This is a genomic window from Streptomyces sp. Y7 (genome assembly GCF_043195415.1).
Lineage (GTDB): Bacteria > Actinomycetota > Actinomycetes > Streptomycetales > Streptomycetaceae > Streptomyces.
In genome coordinates, this window is the sequence record NZ_JBIDDQ010000013.1 from 157,757 (window position 1) to 177,429 (window position 19,673).

Genomic DNA, 19,673 nt, shown 5'->3' on the forward strand with positions numbered 1-19,673 from the left:
GTGCCCTCGCTTCCCCGTGATGATCCCGCGCGAGGGCGGACGGAGCCGGAGACCGGGTCAGACCCAGACGCCCCGGTCCTCCATGACCTTGCGCAACGTGTCGATGTGATCGGTCATGATGCCATCGACTCCCAGGTCCAGGAGCCGGTGCATCGCATCGGGATCATTGATGGTCCACACGTGCACCTGGAGCCCGCGCGCGTGGGCCGTGCGCACGAAGCGGTGGTCCACCACCTGGATGCCGGACTGCGTCTCGGGCACCTGGGCGGCGACGGCCGAACGCCGCAGGGCGGCCGGCACTCCCCAGGAGCGCAGCCGCAGGTTCAGCACGCCCCGGGTGCCGTACGAGGTGGCGAGGCGGGGGCCGGCCAGCCGCTGGGCGCGGACGACGCGGGCCTCGGAGAAGGAGCCCACGCAGACGCGGTCCCAGGCGTCGGTGCGCTCGATCAGCTCCAGGAAGGGGTGCAGCGTCGGCTCCGCCTTGAGGTCGACGTTCCAGCGGACGTCGGGGAACGTCTCCAGCAGCTCCTCGAACAGGGGCACCGGCTCCTTGCCCGCCACGCGCGCCTGCCGTACGTCGTCCCAGTGCAGGTCGGCGATCCGGCCCGCCCCGTCCGTCACCCGGTCCAGGGTCGAGTCGTGGAAGGCGACGAGCTTGCCGTCGCGCGTGGTGTGGACGTCGGTCTCGATGTACCGGTAGCCCGTTTCGACCGCGCGCCGGAACTGGAACTCGGTGTTCTCCAGGCCGTCCGCCGCCCCGCCGCGATGGGCGAAGGCGATGGGGCCGGGATGATCGAGGTAGGGGTGGCGTATCCGCGTGGTGCTCACGGACGCAGTATCGCTCCCCGGGGTTGCCCGGTGGCAACGACCGTGCTGCCGTCGGATGCCGTGGGGACGGCGAACACCCGCAGGAAGAGCTGGGCGAGCGGGCCGATCGACAGGGCGTAGAGCAGGGTGCCGATGCCGACGGTGCCGCCCAGGGCGAAGCCGGTCACCACGACGGCGATCTCGACGGCCGTGCGCATCAGGCGGATCGAGCGGCCGGTGCGCCGGTGCAGTCCGGTCATCAGGCCGTCGCGGGGTCCGGGGCCGAAGCGGGCGGCGATGTAGAGGCCGGTGGCCGCGCCGTTGAGCAGGATGCCGGCCACGAGGAGCGGGATCCGCACGGCCAGGGTGTGTGCCTCGGGGAGCAGGGCGAGCGTGCCGTCCATGGCGAGACCGCACACGAAGACGTTGGAGACGGTGCCCAGGCCCGGGCGCTGACGCAGCGGGATCCACAACAGCAGCACCGCGGCGCCCACGATGATCGAGACGACGCCGATCGTCAGGCCGGTGATCTCGGCGAGGCCCTGGTGCAGCACGTTCCAGGGCTCCAGGCCGAGACCCGCCTCGACCAGCAGAGCCGAGCTCACGCCGTACAGCGTGAGCCCGATGTAGAGCTGTGACAGCCGTCGGACGAGATGCCCCTGCGTGGACCCTTGTGCGACATGCCCCTGCGTGGACAAGACGTGCCCCCCTGTGGTGGTAGTGGCCTGATGCATGACACCCTGTGGCTTGGGATGCAACGCCATCCATGGCCAATTCGGAGAAGGTGGACTGGAAATCATGGCGCAGTGGACTTCCGCGGTGGGTGCCGCGCAGCTCGCCCGACTCCTCACCTCCCAGCAGGATCGCCCAGCCGGGCCGGGCAGCAAACGTCCGCCTGCCTACCGGGCGTTGGCCGACGGCATCCGGCTGCTCGTCCTGGAGGGGCGCGTACCGGTCGCCGCGCGCCTGCCCGCCGAACGGGAGCTGGCCCTCGCACTCTCCGTGAGCCGCACCACCGTGGCCGCCGCCTACGAGGCACTGCGCAGCGAGGGGTTCCTGGAGTCCCGGCGCGGGGCGGGGAGCTGGACCGCCGTACCGGCAGGGAACCCGCTGCCCGCGCGCGGCCTGGAGCCGCTGCCGCCCGAGGCGCTCGGCTCGATCATCGACCTGGGCACCGCGGCGCTCCCCGCGCCCGAGCCGTGGCTGACCCGCGCCGTCCAGGGCGCCCTGGAGGAACTGCCGCCGTACGCCCACACCCACGGCGACTATCCGGCCGGGCTGCCCGCTCTGCGGTCGATGATCGCCGAGCGGTACACGGAGCGCGGGATTCCGACCATGCCCGAGCAGATCATGGTGACGACCGGCGCGATGGGCGCCATGGACGCGATCTGCCATCTGTTCGCGGGGCGCGGTGAGCGGATCGCCGTCGAGTCGCCGTCGTACGCCAACATCCTCCAGTTGATGCGGGAGGCGGGCGCCCGGCTCGTGCCCGTCGCCATGGCCGAGGGGCTCTCCGGCTGGGACGTGGACCGCTGGCGGCAGGTGCTGCGCGAGGCCGCCCCGCGGCTCGCCTATGTCGTCGCCGACTTCCACAACCCGACGGGCGCGCTGGCCGACGAGGACCAGCGGCGGCGGCTGGTGGACTCGGCGCGGTCGGCCGGGACGGTGCTGGTCGCCGACGAGACCATGAGCGAGCTGTGGCTCGACCCGGACGTCGAGATGCCCCGGCCCGTCTGCGCCTTCGACCCCGCCGGATCGACGGTGATCACCGTCGGGTCGGCCAGCAAGGCGTTCTGGGCGGGGATGCGGATCGGCTGGGTGCGGGCGGCTCCGGACGTGATCCGCAGCCTCGTGGCCGCGCGCGCCTACGCCGATCTGGGCACGCCCGTGCTGGAGCAGCTGGCGGTGAACTGGCTGTTCGGCACCGGGGGCTGGGAGCAGGCCGTGGACGTGCGACGGGGGCAGGCCAGGGAGAACCGGGACGCGCTGGTCGCCGCGGTGCGCCGGGAGCTGCCCGACTGGGAGTTCGAGGTGCCGGGCGGCGGGCTCACGCTGTGGGTCCGCACCGGAGGTCTGTCCGGGTCGCGGCTCGCGGAGGCGGGGGAGCGGGTCGGCGTGCGGGTGCCCTCCGGGCCCCGGTTCGGGGTCGACGGAGCCTTCGAGGGGTATGTGCGGCTGCCGTTCACCGTGGGCGGTGCGGTGGCCGAGGAGGCGGCGATCAGGCTCGCCGCGGCGGCCCGCCTGGTGGAGAGCGGCGCGAGCGGGGTGAGCGGCGCCGGGGAGTCGATCCGGCCGTTCGTGGCCTGAGCGGGCCTGTCTGGGTGCGCCTGTGGCGCCAGGTGGGGCGGCCGGCAGCGGGACGGCTTTCGCGGCCCGAGCGGGCCCGCTTGAGGGCCGCGCGGGGCCGCAGATGGGCCCGGAATCCCGAACGGCCGTTCACCGCCTGAGTGGTGCGTGGGCCTGTCCAAGGACGGTCACGCGTGGGCCGGAGTCGGGTGTGCTGTTCGTCGCCGGAGTGGTGAGCGGGCTTGCCTTGGGGCCGTCCGTGGCCGTGCGTGGGCCGGAGTCGGTGTGTCGTTTGTCGTCGGAGTGGTGAGCGGGCCTGTCTCGGGGCCGTCCGTGGCCGTGCGTGGGCCGGTGTCGGTGTGTCGTTTGTCGTCGGAGTGGTGAGCGGGCCTGTCTCGGGGCCGTCCGTGGCCGTGCGTGGGCCGGAGTCGGTGTGTCGTTTGTCGCCGGAGTGGTGAGCGGGCCTGTCTCAGGGCTGCCCGTGGCCGTGCGTGGTCAGGACGTCTCCGCCACCACGGCGTCCGCGGGGACCGGCTCCGGCTGTTGTTCGGTCTTCTCCAGGGTCGGCATCTGTTCCGCCTCCACCGGGGTCGTGCGCTCCGGCAGCAGTTCCAGCACCGCTTGGCGGTGGACGTCGCTCGTCGCGTCGTCGTAGGGGTCCGGGGTCGCCGGGACCTGGAGGCGGTGCACGGGGCCGGTGCCCAGGCGGGCGTAGCCGCGGCCGGGCGGGACGTCGGCCACCGGCGTGGTGTGCGGAGGGGCGCCCAGCGCCGACTCCAGTTGCGGGGCCGTCGCGGGGCCGAGCACGACACGCGCGCGCGTGTGCTGCCGTACCGCGTCGGACAGGGCGTCCATGGTGTCCCACTGCTCGGCGACGACGACCGTGACGTTCGCCGCGCGGCCGTGCCGCAGGGGCACCTGGAGCAGGGACTGCGGGTCCTTGCGGTCGTCCGCCGCGGCGAGGTGGGTGAACGCGGTCGGGCGGTCCAGCAGGAGCCACAGCGGACGCTTGGTGTCCTCCGGCGGCGGGTTGCCGGCCTGCCGCGCGCGGTTCACGGCGATCAGGCGCCGCTCCGTCTCCGTCGCGGCCCACTCCATGCTGGCCAGCGCACCGGCCAGCCCGCACTCGACGGCCAGGACGCCGTCGCGGCCGGTCAGGCAGGCGTACTCGCCGGTGCTGCCGCCCTCGACGATGACGACGTCGCCGTACTGCAGGGCCTGGAGCGCGATGGAGCGCAGCAGGGTCGAGGTGCCGCTGCCGGGCTGGCCGACGACCAGCAGGTGCGGCTCGGTGGAGCGGATGCCGGTGCGCCAGACGACCGGCGGTACGTCGCGCTGCTGGGCGCCGTGACTCAGGGGGAGCGTGCGCTGGACGCCGCTGGGGTCGGTGAAGCCGAGGAGGGTCTCGCCGGGGGCCGTGACGAAACGCTGGGCGGCGATGTCGGTGGGCAGCGGGGCGAGGACGGAGACCGTGAGTTCGTTGCCCTCCTCGTCCCAGTCGAAGTGGTACTCCCGGCCGCGGCCGGACTTCGTCGTCAGCAGGTGCTCGATCCGCGCGCGGGCCTGCGCCTCGCCGTCGGTGAAGTAGGCCGGGTAGCGCACCAGGAGGCGGCTGATCCGTCCGGTGCCGTCGAAGTCGAACTCCGGGAAGGCCTTCTCCCACTCGCCGCCGTGGGTGTACAGCGGGGCCGGGTCGTCCGCCGTGGAGAAGTACGGGACCAGTGCCTCGTACAGCGCCCGCAGGCGTTCCAGCTGGGACTCGTCGGGGCCCTCGGGTGCCGTCGGCTTACGGTCCCGGCCCTGCCAGGCTGCCGCCGCCATCACGGTGATGACGGCGAGCAGCGGTCCGTACGGCACGAGTGCCACGACCAGGACCAGTGAGGCCACCAGGAACAGCAGCGGTCCGCGCTTGTCCTTGGGGGTCTCGGCCCATCTGCGCCGCCCGGCCGAGGCCAGCCGGCGCAGACCACGGGTGATCGTGATCAGTGGATGGAGGACGTCAGAGGCGCTGTCGCCGGCCGTCCGGGCCAGCTCCCGGCTTCGGGCGAACTGCGCCCGGGCCAGATCCCGGCTCCGGGCGATCTGCGCGCTGCCTGTGCTCAGGATGCGCGGGAGGGGGCGGCGGGCCACTGCTGTCTCCTACAGGTGCGTACGGGCGGATGGGGCGGCGTCAGAACTGGATGCCGCCCAGGAGGCTCGCGAGGCTCTCGCCGCCGGCCTTGATGCTCGGGGCGATCGCCGTGCTTGCCAGATAGAAGCCGAACAGGGCCGAGATCAGGGCGTGCGACGCCTTCAGCCCGTCCTTGCGGAAGAAGATGAAGACGACGATGCCGAGCAGAACGACGCCTGAGATGGAGAGGATCATGTGAGTGCTCCTGGTTCGGTGGGGACAGTCACCATGAGTACTTCCAGGCTCACAGGATGTATCCATACGATAAAAGGTGCAACTGGGTGAAATTCGGCAGATTTCCCCCGCGTGGCGGAGTGTCCTCGGGCGGATGAGCTTGGGTGATGCGTCCGGCTGTGTCTGCGATGATCTTTGCCTCGGGCACGCCGGGTCATGTGCCGCGCTAGCCAGTACGCTGGCGAATCACTCGTACGGCCGAGCACCGCTCGCCGGCCGTACCCTTGCTCCCCGCAGCAGCCCGCAGTTCCCCGCAGTCCCCGTGCACGTAGTGAGAGGCGGTCCGGCCATGACCGATGCCCCCGACCCCGAGGTCGTGGAGCTCGCGACCAAGATCTTCGATCTGGCCCGGCAGGGACAGACCGAGGCGCTCGTGGCGTACGTCGACGCAGGCGTTCCGGCCAACCTCACCAACGACCGCGGCGACTCCCTCGTGATGCTCGCCGCCTATCACGGCCACGCAGACGCGGTACGCGCCCTGCTCGCCCGCGGCGCCGAGGCGAACCGCGTCAACGACCGAGGCCAGACACCACTCGCGGGTGCCGTCTTCAAGGGCGAGACGGAAGTGATCAAGGCTCTTCTGGAGGGCGGCGCCGACCCGGCCGCCGGCACTCCCTCGGCCGTCGACACCGCCCGGATGTTCGCCAAGGCGGAGCTGCTCGAACTGTTCGGCGCCCACTGAGCCGAACGCTCTGACCGGCTGAAACACAGAAAACGGGGGAGGCGGTACAGGGCCGCCGAAATTTCGGTCGCGGCAGATGTGAGTGCCGAGTCATCATGACGTCGTGATTCACGGACGCGATGGCTGGGCAGGTGTTGCCGCACCGCGCGGGCCGTGATCGGTCCGCACGGGCCACCTACGAGAGGCAGAGGAAGATGGTCTACAGCAAGCAGGAAACGGCGGGCGCCCCGACGTGTTGTCACGCGGCCAGGTGAAGCAAGAACCCCGGTTGCGTCGACGCTTGATGTGAGGCTGTTTCCCATGTTCGAACCGGTCATAGCGCCCAGTGGAACGCTGCTCGGCCTGCTCCAGCGGGGCCGCGGCGACGGCACACTGCACGCGCTCACCGCCCCGCGGGCCGAGGCGCTCGCGGCTCTGAACCACTGCGTGCTGCGGGACCCCCGCCACGACTGGCAGGTGGAGAACCGCTCCCTGTACTACGCCCGTCTCTACCTCGACCTCAGCGGCGAGCTGGACGAGATCGAGGCCCACCTCTTCGACGTCGAGGACGTCCTCGACACCGAGGAGTCACGCACGGGCCTGGCCCTGGCCGTCCTCGGCCACCTCGCCTCCTACGGCAGGCGGGACGCCCTGGAACTGCTGCGCAGGTACGCCGCCTCGGGCTCCAACTGGGCCTGGGCGCTGGACGAACTCGCGCTCCGGGACGACGACACCGGGCTGCGCGCCCTCGCCGCGCCCGTGCTCGCGCGTTTCCCCGCCGACCCCGAGGGCGAGGCCGAGCTGGCCACCGCCGTACGCGACGCATTCGAGCCACGGCCCTGGCGGCTGTGGGCCGAGGATCCGCGCGAATCCATCGCCACGCGGGTGCGTGCCGCTCAGGAGGCCGGCTGTTTCGACCGCTGGCAGCGGCAGATGCGACCTACCGGGCCCCGTCCGGGGTGGAGCGTGCAGGCGGTCTTCGAGTGGGCCCAGCAGGGCATGGAGCGCGGTGCCGCTCTCCATGTGCCGGCCGCCCGCTGCCTCATGGCCGTCGCCGGCCCGGAGGACCGGCCCGAGATCCTGGCCGCCGCCCGGGACGGCATCGACGGAGCCCGCTGTACCGCTCTGCGTTACCTCGCCGACAGCAACGACCCGGACGCCCTCGACCTGATCGAGGCGGCCGTGCTCACCGGCACCTCCGCCGTCGTGGAGGCCGCCGTCGACGCCTTCGAGCGCATGCGCAGCGTCGCCGCCGTCGACCGGGCGCGCGGCTGGGCCCGACGGCCCGATCCGCTCGGCGCCGCCGCCGGACGCATGCTCGCCTGCCGGGGCGGAGCCGAGGACAAGGACCTCGTCCTGGCCGCCCTACGGGAAGCCGTACGCGGCGAAGGGCCCGACGCCCCGACGCTGTGGACCCTCGTGGACGGCACCGGACGGCTCGGCATCGCCTGCGCCGCCCCCGTGCTGCGCCACATCTACCGCGAGACCGCCTCGTCCCATCTGCGCTGCCGCACCGCCCGTGCCCTGGCCGCCACCGACCCCTCCTTCCCGTCCGGATTCGCCGTCGAATGCCTCTGGGACTGCGAGGAGACCACCCGCGAGATCGCCGCCCGGCACGCCGAGACCGGGGACGCGCGCGTCGTCGAGCGACTGCGCAGGCTCGCCGCGGATCCGGCCGAGGAGGCCGAGGTCCAGACCGCCGTACGCAGCCGGATCGGCCCCGACGCGAGCGCGAGCTGACATGTGTTCACCCTGTGAATCTCGCGGAGATCCGCTCGCCGGGTGAACACGGGATGACCAGCGGGTCAGGCGCGCATGGACGTGATCTGGCCCGCTCGGGTGCGCAGCGGAACGCTCATGGGACGTTTGTCGTTCGGAAAGATCCACTTTGACGCGGCCACGTCCAGCACGGCGACAACACCGGTATGCGTGTCGTCATCGTGACCGAATCCTTTCCCCCCGATGTGAACGGCGTGGCCCACTGCGCGCTCCAGACCGCCCGACACCTCGTCGATCGCGGTCACGCGCCCCTCGTCGTCGCACCGGCTCCCGCTCCCGGGAACAAGGCAGCCGCCTCCATGGCGCCCTGCCCCGTCGTCCATGTCCCCTCCCTCCCGCTCCCCGGCTATCCCCAGGTCCGGGTCGCGCTCCCCAGCCGGCGCCTCGCCGCCGCGCTGATCCAGCACCGGCCCGACATCGTGCACCTGGCCAGCCCCTTCGTCCTCGGCGTACGCGGCATGGCCGCCGCCGCCCGGCTCGGCATCCCCGCCGTCGCCGTCTACCAGACCGACCTGGCCGGATACGCCCGCACCTACATGGGCGCCGGCGAGGCCGCCGCCTGGCGGCGCATCCGGTCCGTCCACTCCGCCGCCGACCTCACGCTCGTCCCCTCCAGCGCCTCCATGAACGACCTGGAGGCCCACGGGGTTCCCCGGCTCAAGCTCTGGGCACGCGGCGTGGACACCGCGCGCTTCCGTCCCGAGCTCCGTGACGAGGCACTGCGCCGCGAGATCGCCCCGAACGGCGAGGTCATCGTCGGCTACGTCGGGCGGCTCGCCCCGGAGAAGCACATCGAGCTGCTCTCCGGCGTGTGTGGCCTGGCCGGCGTCAAGGTCGTCATCGTCGGCGACGGGCCGAGCCAGCCCGCGCTCGCCGAGGCGCTGCCCGGCGCGGTCTTCCTGGGCCGCCGCGGCGGCGACGACCTCGCCCGGATCTTCGCCTCGTTCGACATCTTCGCCCACACCGGCCCCTTCGAGACCTTCTGCCAGACCGTGCAGGAGGCCATGGCCAGCGGAGTGCCCGTCGTCGCGCCCGCCGCGGGCGGTCCGCTCGACCTGGTCGACCACGGCCGCACCGGGCTGCTGGTGCCGCCGCGGGACGCCGACGCCGTACGCAACGCCGTGCAGTCCCTCGTCGCCGACCCGGCGCTGCGGGCCGCGTACGGCGCCGCCGGGCACGCCACGGTCGAGGGCCGCACCTGGGCGGCCATCGGCGACCAGCTCATCGGCCACTACGGCGACGTGCTCGCCGCCCGCCGGGCGGTGGTGGCGGCATGACCGGCCTGCGGATCGTCCGGCTCGCGAACTTCGTCGCGCCCGCCTCCGGAGGGCTGCGCACCGCGCTGCGCGAGCTCGGCAAGGGCTTCAAGCTGGCGGGCCACGACCCCGTCCTGATCGTGCCCGGCGAGAAGTACAGCGACTGCGAGACCGAGCAGGGCCGCGTGATCACCCTGCCCGGCCCGATGCTGCCCGGCACCGGCGGCTACCGCGTGCTCCTCGACAAGCGGCGGGTCGCGTCCCTCCTGGAGGACCTCGCCCCCGACCGCCTCGAGGTCTCCGACCGCACCACCCTGCGCTGGACCGGCAAGTGGGCCCGCCGCGCCCGGGTGCCCGCCGTGATGGTCTCCCACGAGACCGCCGACGGCGTGCTGCGGACCTGGGGCCTGTCGGAGAACCTGTCCCGGCGGGCCGCCGACGCCCTCAACCTGCGTACCGCCCACACGTACTCGCGGGTCGTGTGCACCACCGAGTTCGCCGAGCGGGAGTTCGTGCGGATCGGCGCCCGCAACGTCGTACGGGCCCCGCTGGGCGTCGACCTGATGAACCGGCGCCCCACCCTGCGCGACGCCGCGCTGCGCACCACCCACGCGCGCGCGGACGAGACGCTGCTGGTGATGTGCTCCCGGCTCTCCGTGGAGAAGCGGCCCGGCACCGCCCTCGACGCCCTGGAGTCGCTGCGCCGGCGCGGAGTGCGCGCCGTGCTCGTGGTGGCGGGCAACGGCCCGCTGCGGGCGGGGCTGGAGAAGCGGGCGCAGGAGCGGGACCTGCCGGTCACCTTCCTCGGCCATGTCGCCGACCGCAGCCTGCTCGGCGCGCTCCAGGCATCCGCCGATGTGGCGCTGGCCCCAGGGCCCGCCGAGACGTTCGGGCTCGCCGCGCTGGAGGCCATGGCCTGCGGCACTCCCGTCGTGGCGAGCGCGTCCTCCGCGCTGCCCGAGGTGATCGGTTCCGCCGGGGCCACCGCAGCGGACAACGGGGACGCCTTCGCGGACGCCGTGGAGATGGTGCTCGACCGGCCCGAGCGCGAGCGCCGGGAGGCGGCACGCGCGCGTGCGGAGTGCTTCGGCTGGGGCACGGCGGTGGACGCCTTCCTGACCGCGCACGACGCGGCTCTGCCGGCGCGTCCCTTCGTGCGTGCGGAGGGCGCGGCATGAGACCGCTCCGTTACGTCGCCCTCGGGGACTCCCTGACCGAGGGGGTGGGCGATCCGGTGGGGAACGGGTGGCGCGGCTGGGCCGCGCTGCTCGCCGGCGGACTGTCCGAACCGTCCGCCGAGTTCACCAACCTCGCGGTCAGCGGGGCCCAGACGCGGGACGTGCTGGAGACCCAGCTGCCCGCCGCGCTGGAGCTGCGCCCGGACGTCGCGTCCGTGCTCGTGGGCGTCAACGACACCCTGCGCAGCACCTTCGACATCGAGAAGATCGCCCAGCGCCTGGACAAGGTCTACGAGTCGTTCACCCGGCAGGGCACGGCCGTGCTCACGGCCTGTCTGCCCGACCCGGGCACGATGCTGGGTCTGCCGGGAGTCCTGGGGCATCCGCTGGCCCGCAGGCAGCGGGCCGTCAACACGGTGGTCCACACCCTGTCCGAGCGGTACGGGGCGGTGCATCTGCACGCCGTCGACGACCCCTGGATCATGGACCGCGCGATGTGGAGCTCGGACCGGCTGCATCCCGGGGAGCGCGGGCACCGGCAGATCGCCCTGCGTTTCCACGCGATGCTGAGGCACCGCGGCATGGCGACGCAGACGGCACCCTCGCCCGAGCCCGAGTTCCCGCCGCCCACCAAGCAGGCGAGCCTGCTGTGGCTGGCCACCGCGGGCACCGCCTGGGTGATCCGGCGCTGCAACGACCTGCTGCCGCAGCTGGTGCGCCTGGCCGTCGTCGAGATGCGGCACCGCGCGAAGGGCACCAGCGAACGGCTCGACGTGCGAGCGGCGCACTCGGTGTCCAGGGCGCTGGCCGCGTTGTCGGTACCCGAGTGGACGGGACCGCAGCCCGAGCACCGGCGGGTCCCGGAGCTGGACGGGGTGCCCGGTCAGCGCCGGGTGCCGGAGCTGGACGGGCCGTCAGGTCAGCGGCGGGTGCCGGAGCTGGACGGGCTGCCGGGTCAGCGGCGGGTGCCGGAGACGGCGGCGTTGCCCGGGCACCTGACCCTGCCGGAAGGGCTGTCCGTGTCCGAACACCGGCTGGTTCCCGAGCACCGGTCGTCGGTGCCGGAGCACCTGTCCCTGCCGGAAGGACTGTCGGTCCCTGTGCCCGGTCAGCGTTCGGTCCAGGAGCCGCAGCCGGAACCGGAGGCGGCATAGGGGGGCGGGTCCGCGTGGGTGCGCGTCCGTGGTCCTCAGCGGCCCGAGGGCGGCTCGTGCGGCGGCCGTGAGGGGTGATTCGGCGTTGGGGGCGTGAGCGGTCTCAGCGGCGGCGTACGGCCACGAAACGGAGCGGTGTGCCCGGTACGGCCTGTGCGGCGGCCGGGAGGTCGGTCGCGCGGACCACGGCGATCACCGGGTAGCCGCCCGTCGTCGGATGGTCGGCCAGGAACACGACCGGCCTGCCGTCGGGTGGGACCTGGACCGCACCCAGGACCACGCCCTCGCTGGGGAGTTCACGCGTGAGCGCCCGTTCCAGGGCGGGCCCCTCGGTGCGCAGCCCGATGCGGTTGCTCGCGGCGGAGACGCGGTACACGCGGGAGGCGAAGGCACGCACGGCCGCCGCGGTGAACCAGTCGTCGCGCGGGCCCAGCGTCACGCGCAGCACGAGCTCGCCGGGTGGCGCCGGCTGCGGGGCGACGTCCACGCGTGTGTGCGGCCGCGTCGGCGGGCCCAGGGGCAGCACCGCGCCGTCCGTGAGCGGCGGCGGGCCGAGGCCGGACAGCAGGTCGGTGGAGCGGCTGCCGAGGACCGGCTCGACGGCGACGCCACCACTGACGCCCAGATAGCCGCGTACGCCTGACAGGGCCGCGCCGACATCCAGCAGCGCACCCGCGGGCACGTGCACCGGGGCGCCCCAGGCGACCGGGCGTCCGTCCACCGTGACCCGGCAGGGCGCGCCGGCGACCGCCACGGTGACCGCCGAACGGGGCCGCAGCGTGCAGCCGTTGAGTGTGGTCTCCAGCACCGCCGCCTCGGGCGGATTGCCGACCAGCCGGTTGACCAGGGCCGCCGACGGCGCGTCCAGCGCACCGGAACGGGGCACCCCGAGGTGGGCGTGCCCGGGACGGCCGAGGTCCTGCACGGTGGTGAGCGCCCCGGCGCGTACGACCGACAGCGCGTGGTCGCTCATCGGCTCCCCACCGGAACGAAGCGCACGCGCGTGCCCGGCGACAGCAGCGCGGCCGGCACGCGCGTGTGGTCCCACAGCACCGTGTCCGTGGTGCCGATCAGCTGCCAGCCGCCCGGCGACGAGCGCGGGTACACGCCCGTGTACGGCCCCGCAAGCGCCACCGCCCCGGCAGGCACGGACGTGCGCGGCGTGGCCCGGCGCGGCACGTCGTAGCGCGACGGCAGGCCGGTGAGATAGCCGAAGCCGGGTGCGAACCCGCAGAAGGCGACGCTGAATTCGGTGCCCGCGTGGATCCGGGCGACCTCCTCGGGGGACACACCCCAGTGCGCGGCGACGTCGGCCAGGTCCGGGCCGTCGTAGCGCACCGGCAGTTCGACGGTCTCACGCGTGCGTGGCGGAGCGGGCGGCACCTCGGACGCGGTCAGTTCGCCGGCCAGGCGGGCCGGATCGGTGAGTCCGTCGAGCAGGACCGTACGGGCCGCGGGGACGATCTCGCGGACCGACAGCGCGCCCTCGGCTCGGCGCCGCAGCAGCTCCGTGTGCAGCGCCCGGGCCTCCTCGCCCGAGGACAGCTCGACCAGCAGGGCGTCGTCACCGACGGGCAGCACCCTCATGCGAAGGCCTCCACCCGGATCCCGAACTCCTCCAGCCGTGCCCGCACGCGGCGGGCCAGCTCGACGGCACCCGGCGTGTCCCCGTGCAGGCACAGGGACCGCGCGCGTACCTCGACCGGGACTCCGGAGTGCGCGGTGACCCGGCCCGTGCGGGCCAGACCCACCGAGCGCTCCACGACGGCCTCCGGGTCCGTGACCACGGCACCGTCCTGGCCGCGCGGCACGAGCGTGCCGCGCTCGGTGTACGCGCGGTCCGCGAACGCCTCCGTGACGGCCGGGAGTCCGGCCTTGGCGGCCAGGTCCAGCACCCGTGAGCCGGGCAGGCCGAGCACGGGCAGCGAGGCGTCCGCCAGGAGCACGCCGTCGACGACCGCGCCGGCCTGCTCCTCGTCGTGCACGACGCGGTTGTAGAGCGCGCCGTGCGGCTTGACGTACGACACGCGCGTGCCCGCCGCTCGCGCGAAGACCTCCAGGGCGCCGATCTGGTAGGCCACTTCGGCCGCCAGCTCGGCCGACGGCACGTCCATCGCGCGCCGCCCGAACCCCGCCAGGTCCCGGTAGGAGACCTGGGCGCCGATCCGCACCCCGCGTTCGGCCGCCTGCTCGCACACCCGCCGCATGGTGGCCGCGTCCCCGGCGTGGAAGCCGCAGGCCACGTTGGCGCTGGTGACGACGGACAGCAGCCGTTCGTCGTCGGTGAGCTGCCACCGGCCGAAGCCCTCGCCGAGGTCGGCGTTGAGATCGATCGAGGTCATGAGTTCCGTCGTTTCCTCTGTCCGGCGGTCAGGCGACGACGCGGTACTGCTCGTCGCGGGCATCGGTCAGGAACATCTGGCCCGGTGCGTGGGTGATGGCGAACGGCGGGCGCGAGGCCATCACCGCGGCCTGCGGGGTCACCCCGCAGGCCCAGAACATCGGGATGTCGTCCGGTTCCAGGTCCACCCGGTCGCCGAAGTCGGGCCGGCCGAGGTCCGCGATGCCCAGCGCCGAGGGATCACCGCAGTGCACGGGGGAGCCGTGCACGGCCGGCAGGAGGCCGGTCTCGCGCAGGGCCGCCGCCACGTGCTGCGGGGGCACCGGCCGCATCGACACCACCATCGGGCCGCGCAGCCGACCCGCCGGCCGGCACTGCCTGCCGGTCACGTACATCGGGACGTTGCGGCCCTGCTCGACATGGCGGATCGGGACGCCCGCTCTGGCCAGCGCCGACTCGAAGGTGAAGCTGCACCCGATCAGGAACGACACCAGGTCGCCCCGCCAGTGCGCGCGCACGTCCGTCGGCTCGTCCACCAACTCGCCGTCCCGCCACACCTGGTAGCGCGGCAGATCGGTGCGCAGGTCGGCGCCGTCGGCGAGGACGGACGTCCAGGAGCCGGCGTCCGTGACGTCGAGCACCGGGCACGGCTTGGGGTTGCGCTGGCAGAACAGCAGCACGTCGTACGCCCAGTCGGCGGGCACCGAGATCAGATTGACCTGGGTGTACCCCGCCGCGACCCCGGCCGTGGGGCCCGTGAGGCCCTCCCGGAAGCGGGCGCGTGCGGCGGTGGGGCTCCACGCGTGCGCGTGCGCGTCGACGGCGGTGACGGGCCGGTCGGCCGCCACGGCGCTGACCGGACGGTCCTCCGTGCGGTTCACGCCAGTTCCTTCCCGCGCGTCTCCGGCAGTCCGAGCAGCGCCAGCGCCGCGATGCCGTAGCCGATCGCGCCGAAGACCAGCGCGCCGCCCACGCCCCAGCTGTCGGCCAGGAAGCCGACCGTGGTGGGGAAGACGGCGCCCACCGCGCGTCCGGTGTTGTACGTGAAGCCCTGTCCCGTGCCGCGCACCGCCGTCGGGTACAGCTCGCTCAGGTACGAACCGAAGCCGCTGAAGATCGCCGACATGCAGAACCCGAGCGGGAAACCGAGTATCAGGAGCAGGGTGTTGGCACCGCTCGGGATGTTCGCGTACGCCAGGATGCAGATCGCCGACAGCAGCGCGAACAGCCAGATGTTGCGCCGCCGGCCGAGCCGGTCGGTGAGGTAACCGCCGGTCAGATAGCCGAGGAAGGCACCCGAGATCAGGAACGTCAGGTAGCCGCCGGTACCGACGACCGACAGGTCGCGCTCGGTCTTGAGATACGTCGGCACCCAGGTGGCGAGGGTGTAGTAGCCGCCCTGCACACCGGTCGAGAGCAGCCCGGCGAAGATCGTCGTACGCAGCAGACCGGGCTTGAAGATCGCCGCGAAGTTGCCCTTCCCGGTGCTTCGTTCGCGCACGGCGACCGCCTCGGGGGCGTCGTGCACCCGGCGCCGCATCCAGATGACGAGCAACGCGGGCAGCGCGCCGGTCCAGAACATCACGCGCCAGGCCAGGTCGTCGTCGGCGAGCGAGAAGACGACGGTGTACATGATCGCGGCCAGCGCCCAGCCGACGGCCCACGAGCTCTGGATCGCGCCGAGGGTGCGGCCCCGGTGCTTGGCGCTCGCGTACTCGGCGACCAGGATCGCGCCGACCGCCCACTCGCCGCCGAAGCCGAGGCCCTGGAGGGCCCGGAAGACCAGCAGGGTCTCGTAGTTGGGCGCGAAACCGCAGGCCACGGTGAACACCGCGTACGTGATCACGGTGATCATCAGTGCCTTGACCCGGCCGATCCGGTCGGCCAGCACGCCGGCGAGGGCGCCGCCGATCGCGGAGACCACGAGCGTGACGGTGGTGAACAGGCCGGTCTGGCCGCTGTCCAGGCCGAAGTACGCCGCCAGCGCCACCATGCTCAGCGGCAGCGTGAAGTAGTCGTAGGAATCCAGGGCATACCCGCCGAAAGCGCCCGCGAAGGCGCGGCGACCGCGCGGGCCCAGGGCGCGCAGCCAGCCGAACGCGCCGTCGTCGTCGGCGCGTTCGTCGGAGGTGGGGTGGGTCAGGGCCTGCGGTGGAGGGGTCGTGCTCATGGGCACCTCGCAGAGAGGGGACGGAGGGTGCATGGGGGGTGAGCCGTGCCGGTGCGAAGTACCGTAGGGGATTGTTCAACGATCCCTCAATACCCATGTTGGTTCGTTCTTGTGGTCTGCGATTGAATTCCGGCATGGACGAGCACCTGACCTCACTGTCCGAGGACCGCGCGCTCCTGGGCCGCACGAGCACCGCGGAGCGGGTCTCCGACATCCTCAGGAGCCGTATCGCCGAAGGGTTCTTCCCACCCGGAACCCGACTGTCGGAGGACAGCATCGGCGGCGCGCTCGGCGTCTCCCGCAACACGCTCCGCGAGGCGTTCCGGCTGCTCACCCATGAGCGTCTGCTCGTGCACGAGCTGAACCGGGGCGTCTTCGTGCGGGTCCTGACCGTCGAGGACGTCGAGGACATCTACCGCACCCGCGGCCTCGTCGAGTGCGCGGTCGTTCGAGGGCTCGGGGAACCGCCCTACGCCTTGGACGGCCTCGCAGCGGCCGTGGGGGAGGGTCACCGGGCGTCTGCCGAAGATGACTGGAAAAGCGTGGGTACGGCCAACATCCACTTCCACCGGGAACTCGTCGCCCTCGCGGGAAGCGCCCGCACCGACGAACTGATGCGCAGCGTCTTCGCCGAGCTACGGCTCGCCTTTCACGTCGTGGACGATCCGAAGCGCCTGCACGAGCCGTACCTGGCACGCAACCGGGAGATCCTGCGCGCGCTGGACGCGGGGGACCGGGCGGAGGCGGAAAAGCTGCTCCGGGTGTACCTCGAGGACTCGCTCGAGCGGGTGGTGGAGGTGTACAGGAGGCGGGTCGCGAGCGCCCCGTGAGGGACGCGGGGCTGTGTCGACATGCGGCTCCACCACGCGGTCGCGACCAGCCACATCCGGCCCGCGGGCGGGACACGGCCCGCAGCTCGCGGGCCCTCCCGGCGGAGCGCGCTCGTTTGGGTCGTTGTCAGACCCAGGACCTAGTCTGTGCACCGTGACTTCACCCGCACCGACGGACCGTGTTCCGCCCCAGCTCAGCGCGGGGCCGCGCCCGGCTCCGGGCCCGGCCGCCGACGAGGGGCTGGCCCGGCGGCTGCGCGCGCTCGCCTGCACCGCGCCGCTGCACGACCTCGACACCCGCAAGGCCAACCTCGCCGGTGAGTACTCGGTGTACGGCATGGCCGAGGTGGCCCTCGCCGCCATCGACCTCGTCACACTCAACATGGACTTCGACACGGGCGCCGACCACGACCAGATAGTCGCCCGCCTCATCCCCCGCATCGCCGCCCAGGCCCCGCGCCGCCCCGTCGCCGAGCACGAGCGCGTGGCCCGCTGGGTCCTGGAGAACCTGATCAACGTCGGCAGCGTGGACCGCGGCTTCCGGGCGGTCTACGGCACGTTCGCGCCGGACGGCAGCTATGTCCGCCGCGACTACGACTTCAAGCTCATCGAAGAGGTGCCCGGGCCCGGCGGCACCGTCTACCTCCGGACCACCGACGAGGCGGTCAACGTCCTCGTCGGCGCCCTGGACACCGACGTGACCAGCGCCCAGATCGCCGCCGAGGTCAAGCTGGAAGTGCTGATCAACCGCGGCCGCCTCGCCGACGCCCAGCTGGCCGCCGAGCAGGCCCGCTACCGCACCGTGCAGTACTCCGAGACGCTCCGCCGGGCCCTGGACGCGACCCGGCGCAACGTCCGGGCGGTCGACTGGCTGAACTCCGTGCCGGACATGATCGCCGAGGCCCTCGACCACGTCGCCGACCGGTACCGCCACGAGAACGCGATCCTCACGAACATCCGCAAGGCACGCGACGAGACCGAGGACCCGGAGCACAAGCGCCGCGCGGCCGAGCTCGTCGACATCGTCAAGGACTGCATCCGACGGCACACCCAACTGCAGTCCCGCCTGCTGGAGGCCGGCCCCCTGTTCCGCGCCGAGCAGGACCGGCAGGCTTTCGCGACGCCGATGACCACGTCGGGGATTGACCTGTACGGCCATCTCGTCGCGCCGGTGCTGCCGCTGCCGCTGGAGCGGGCGGTCCGGGTCACGGACGCCTACTTCGCGCGCGGGACGGGACTGCGTACGCCGGTCTCGGTCCGTGTGGCCGACCTCGTCGACATACTGCTCACGCCGCCCGTGGAGCGGGAGCATCTGGGCGCCGAGATGCCCGAGCCCGACCTCATCGCGACGCCGGACGACAGCCGGTTCAGCGAGGAACAGCTGGCCTCGGCGATGGTCCTGCTCGACCTGCCCGCCGACGCGCCGCGCCGGCTCTCGGGCCTGCTGGCCGAGGCCCGCCGGCGGGACCCCGAGCTGCCCTACCTGGTCGCGCTGCTGGCCGTGCACGCGGCCAGTCCACCGGTGGGCACGGCTTATCGGCAGGGTGAGGAGAAGCTGCTGTTCGCCGTGGACGACGGCACCGAACTGGACGACCCCGAGTTCGGCGGCGCCGACCTCATCGTCGGCACGGCCCTGCTGGACGCCGCGGGAATGGCGGCCGGCAGAACGGAAGCAGCATGAGCCGCTTCGGGCAGCGGACGAACCGCACGAACTGCGCGAGCCGCATGGGCCGTACGAACTGCATGAACTGTAGGAACCGCATGATCTGCGTGACCGGCATGCATCACGTGACCGGCATGCATCACGTGACCGGTAGGAATCACGTGACCGGTATGCGTCGCGTGACCGGTATGAATCACCAGCACCAGCACCAGCACCACACCGAGGAGCCGAAACCGTGACCGAGCACGTCGATCGGAGTGAGCCGGAGGCCGCTGTCCCGTCGGCGACCGCCGCCGTCACCCCCGCCGACGCCGCCGACGCGGCGCGGCTCGTCGCCTTCGGGCTCCAGCCCAAGCTCCAGCCCGCGCGGGACCAGGAGTACGCCGATCTGCTGCGCAGGTACCGCGAGGACCCCCCGTTCGCGCGGCTCGCGGACGCCGTGGCCGCGGGGCTCGGGCTGGTCGTGCTGGAGGTGTCCCCGCGCGCGGGGATGGCGGTGACCGCCGCCGAGGACTCCGTGTTCGCCGTCCGCATGGGCGACTACGCGCGTCGTACGTCCGCCGACGGCAGCGACCGGTTCCTGCACGGCCTGGCCCATCTCGCCGTGGCCGCGATGGCGTTCCCGCGGCCCGAGGACCTCGCCGACGACGGGTACATCGGACGCGTCACCGTCAACGGCGTCGACGCCTTCGTCCGGCAGGCCTGCCGCCGGCTGGAGGAGCGTGCGGAGGAGCAGGGCGAGAACACCGACCCCGCCACGGACGCGCCCGGCCTGGAGTCCGCCTGGCGGATCTGGGTGAGACGCAGCGCCACCGGCGCCACGAAGGACGCGCGTCGGCTCGCCGGCTCCACCACCGGCATCATCGGCAAGGCCGTCGCCTTCCTCACCGACTCCGGGTTCCTCCAGCGGACCGGCGACGACAGCGGCGGTACCTATCGGACGACCGCTCGTTACCAGCTCCAGGTGCGGGACATGGCCGGCAGCGCAGCCATGGCCGAGCTGCTGGAGCTGGGCGTGGTCCCGGTCACCGACGGCACGCCGACCCTGCTGCCCGCGGAGGAGACGGACGACCTGGAGCTGGTGGCCGACGCCGGGTTGCCGTTCCACTCGGCCGGAGCCCCCTGAGCCGTCACGGCCCGCCCG

At 73.0% G+C, this 19,673-nt stretch carries 18 protein-coding genes and 1 pseudogene; 9 read left to right on the plus strand and 10 right to left on the minus strand.

The features are described from left to right. Positions 1 to 57 precede the first annotated feature (57 nt). Positions 58 to 828: a glycerophosphodiester phosphodiesterase gene (locus ACGFW6_RS28340; protein ID WP_393515662.1), complete on the minus strand. Its 771-nt coding sequence runs from the start codon at positions 826 to 828 to the stop codon at positions 58 to 60. Beyond that, on the minus strand, positions 825 to 1,541 hold the full coding sequence (locus ACGFW6_RS28345) for a YitT family protein (protein ID WP_393515665.1): 717 nt from the start codon (positions 1,539 to 1,541) through the stop codon (positions 825 to 827). Before ACGFW6_RS28345 ends, ACGFW6_RS28340 begins: the two co-directional genes overlap by 4 nt. Before the next feature lie 64 nt (positions 1,542 to 1,605). Here ACGFW6_RS28345 and ACGFW6_RS28350 point away from each other — a divergent pair, with 64 nt between their 5' ends. Continuing rightward, positions 1,606 to 3,114 (plus strand): PLP-dependent aminotransferase family protein, encoded by a 1,509-nt coding sequence (locus tag ACGFW6_RS28350; RefSeq protein WP_393515668.1) that lies wholly within the window; start codon positions 1,606 to 1,608, stop codon positions 3,112 to 3,114. Between the two features lie 474 nt (positions 3,115 to 3,588). Here ACGFW6_RS28350 and ACGFW6_RS28355 read toward each other — a convergent pair whose 3' ends face one another. Then, positions 3,589 to 5,223 (minus strand): ABC transporter ATP-binding protein, encoded by a 1,635-nt coding sequence (locus tag ACGFW6_RS28355; RefSeq protein WP_393515671.1) that lies wholly within the window; start codon positions 5,221 to 5,223, stop codon positions 3,589 to 3,591. A 40-nt stretch (positions 5,224 to 5,263) separates the two neighbouring features. Next, positions 5,264 to 5,458, minus strand: a complete 195-nt coding sequence (locus ACGFW6_RS28360) for a hypothetical protein (RefSeq protein WP_004002760.1) — start codon at positions 5,456 to 5,458, stop codon at positions 5,264 to 5,266. A gap of 328 nt (positions 5,459 to 5,786) precedes the next feature. Here ACGFW6_RS28360 and ACGFW6_RS28365 point away from each other — a divergent pair, with 328 nt between their 5' ends. Both ACGFW6_RS28365 and ACGFW6_RS28370 read left to right on the plus strand, forming a co-directional pair. Next, entirely contained in the window at positions 5,787 to 6,179 is a 393-nt protein-coding gene (locus tag ACGFW6_RS28365; protein WP_393515674.1) for an ankyrin repeat domain-containing protein, read from the plus strand. Positions 6,180 to 6,479: 300 nt separating this feature from the next. Beyond that, on the plus strand, positions 6,480 to 7,898 hold the full coding sequence (locus ACGFW6_RS28370; RefSeq protein ID WP_393515677.1) for a HEAT repeat domain-containing protein: 1,419 nt from the start codon (positions 6,480 to 6,482) through the stop codon (positions 7,896 to 7,898). A 65-nt stretch (positions 7,899 to 7,963) separates the two neighbouring features. On the opposite strand, the gene ACGFW6_RS28375 is transcribed toward ACGFW6_RS28370, so the two are convergent. Then, a complete protein-coding gene (locus tag ACGFW6_RS28375) occupies positions 7,964 to 8,182 on the minus strand; it encodes a hypothetical protein (RefSeq protein WP_393515782.1) in 219 nt (72 codons plus the stop codon). On the opposite strand from ACGFW6_RS28375, the gene ACGFW6_RS28380 reads away from it, so the two are divergent. The 3 genes and pseudogenes from ACGFW6_RS28380 to ACGFW6_RS28390 all read left to right on the plus strand — a co-directional run. Beyond that, on the plus strand, positions 8,084 to 9,214 hold the full coding sequence (locus ACGFW6_RS28380) for a glycosyltransferase family 4 protein (RefSeq protein ID WP_393515680.1): 1,131 nt from the start codon (positions 8,084 to 8,086) through the stop codon (positions 9,212 to 9,214). The two genes, ACGFW6_RS28375 and ACGFW6_RS28380, sit on opposite strands and share 99 nt — an antisense overlap. Then, a complete protein-coding gene (locus tag ACGFW6_RS28385) occupies positions 9,211 to 10,371 on the plus strand; it encodes a glycosyltransferase (RefSeq protein WP_393515683.1) in 1,161 nt (386 codons plus the stop codon). The genes ACGFW6_RS28380 and ACGFW6_RS28385 overlap by 4 nt, the downstream gene beginning before the upstream one ends. Further along, positions 10,368 to 11,198: pseudogene (locus tag ACGFW6_RS28390) on the plus strand (SGNH/GDSL hydrolase family protein); the annotation flags it as partial. The gene ACGFW6_RS28385 and the pseudogene ACGFW6_RS28390, both read left to right, overlap by 4 nt. 430 nt (positions 11,199 to 11,628) lie before the next feature. Here the strand turns inward: ACGFW6_RS28390 and ACGFW6_RS28395 are convergent. Genes ACGFW6_RS28395 through ACGFW6_RS28415 form a run of 5 tightly spaced genes read right to left on the minus strand, consistent with a single transcriptional unit; the run spans position 11,629 to position 16,036 of the window. Beyond that, positions 11,629 to 12,498, minus strand: a complete 870-nt coding sequence (locus tag ACGFW6_RS28395) for a biotin-dependent carboxyltransferase family protein (RefSeq protein WP_393515686.1) — start codon at positions 12,496 to 12,498, stop codon at positions 11,629 to 11,631. Then, entirely contained in the window at positions 12,495 to 13,112 is a 618-nt protein-coding gene (pxpB, locus tag ACGFW6_RS28400; RefSeq protein ID WP_393515689.1) for a 5-oxoprolinase subunit PxpB, read from the minus strand. Before pxpB ends, ACGFW6_RS28395 begins: the two co-directional genes overlap by 4 nt. Continuing rightward, positions 13,109 to 13,867, minus strand: a complete 759-nt coding sequence (locus ACGFW6_RS28405) for a LamB/YcsF family protein (RefSeq protein ID WP_393515692.1) — start codon at positions 13,865 to 13,867, stop codon at positions 13,109 to 13,111. The genes pxpB and ACGFW6_RS28405 overlap by 4 nt, the downstream gene beginning before the upstream one ends. Before the next feature lie 28 nt (positions 13,868 to 13,895). Further along, on the minus strand, positions 13,896 to 14,747 hold the full coding sequence (locus ACGFW6_RS28410; protein WP_393515695.1) for a putative hydro-lyase: 852 nt from the start codon (positions 14,745 to 14,747) through the stop codon (positions 13,896 to 13,898). Then, positions 14,744 to 16,036, minus strand: coding sequence for an MFS transporter (locus tag ACGFW6_RS28415; protein ID WP_393515698.1), 1,293 nt, complete (start codon positions 16,034 to 16,036; stop codon positions 14,744 to 14,746). The genes ACGFW6_RS28410 and ACGFW6_RS28415 overlap by 4 nt, the downstream gene beginning before the upstream one ends. 134 nt (positions 16,037 to 16,170) lie before the next feature. Between ACGFW6_RS28415 and ACGFW6_RS28420 the strand changes: the two genes are divergently transcribed. The 3 genes from ACGFW6_RS28420 (at position 16,171) to ACGFW6_RS28430 (ending at position 19,655) form a co-directional block, all read left to right on the plus strand. Continuing rightward, a complete protein-coding gene (locus tag ACGFW6_RS28420) occupies positions 16,171 to 16,866 on the plus strand; it encodes a GntR family transcriptional regulator (RefSeq protein WP_393515701.1) in 696 nt (231 codons plus the stop codon). A gap of 154 nt (positions 16,867 to 17,020) precedes the next feature. Continuing rightward, positions 17,021 to 18,547 (plus strand): hypothetical protein, encoded by a 1,527-nt coding sequence (locus ACGFW6_RS28425; RefSeq protein WP_393515704.1) that lies wholly within the window; start codon positions 17,021 to 17,023, stop codon positions 18,545 to 18,547. A 217-nt stretch (positions 18,548 to 18,764) separates the two neighbouring features. Continuing rightward, positions 18,765 to 19,655 carry a hypothetical protein gene (locus ACGFW6_RS28430; RefSeq protein ID WP_393515707.1) on the plus strand — a complete coding sequence of 297 codons (891 nt, stop codon included), beginning with the start codon at positions 18,765 to 18,767 and terminating at the stop codon, positions 19,653 to 19,655. Positions 19,656 to 19,673 lie beyond the last annotated feature (18 nt).

Bases quoted from the DNA above. Each gene is read 5' to 3' on its own strand.
- ACGFW6_RS28345 (WP_393515665.1), bottom strand. From the start codon at position 1,541: ATGCATCAGGCCACTACCACCACAGGGGGGCACGTCTTGTCCACGCAG.
- ACGFW6_RS28350 (WP_393515668.1), top strand. From the start codon at position 1,606: ATGGCGCAGTGGACTTCCGCGGTGGGTGCCGCGCAGCTCGCCCGACTC.
- ACGFW6_RS28360 (WP_004002760.1), bottom strand. From the start codon at position 5,458: ATGATCCTCTCCATCTCAGGCGTCGTTCTGCTCGGCATCGTCGTCTTC.
- ACGFW6_RS28365 (WP_393515674.1), top strand. From the start codon at position 5,787: ATGACCGATGCCCCCGACCCCGAGGTCGTGGAGCTCGCGACCAAGATC.
- ACGFW6_RS28370 (WP_393515677.1), top strand. From the start codon at position 6,480: ATGTTCGAACCGGTCATAGCGCCCAGTGGAACGCTGCTCGGCCTGCTC.
- ACGFW6_RS28380 (WP_393515680.1), top strand. From the start codon at position 8,084: ATGCGTGTCGTCATCGTGACCGAATCCTTTCCCCCCGATGTGAACGGC.
- ACGFW6_RS28385 (WP_393515683.1), top strand. From the start codon at position 9,211: ATGACCGGCCTGCGGATCGTCCGGCTCGCGAACTTCGTCGCGCCCGCC.
- ACGFW6_RS28395 (WP_393515686.1), bottom strand. From the start codon at position 12,498: ATGAGCGACCACGCGCTGTCGGTCGTACGCGCCGGGGCGCTCACCACC.
- pxpB (WP_393515689.1), bottom strand. From the start codon at position 13,112: ATGAGGGTGCTGCCCGTCGGTGACGACGCCCTGCTGGTCGAGCTGTCC.
- ACGFW6_RS28405 (WP_393515692.1), bottom strand. From the start codon at position 13,867: ATGACCTCGATCGATCTCAACGCCGACCTCGGCGAGGGCTTCGGCCGG.
- ACGFW6_RS28415 (WP_393515698.1), bottom strand. From the start codon at position 16,036: ATGAGCACGACCCCTCCACCGCAGGCCCTGACCCACCCCACCTCCGAC.
- ACGFW6_RS28420 (WP_393515701.1), top strand. From the start codon at position 16,171: ATGGACGAGCACCTGACCTCACTGTCCGAGGACCGCGCGCTCCTGGGC.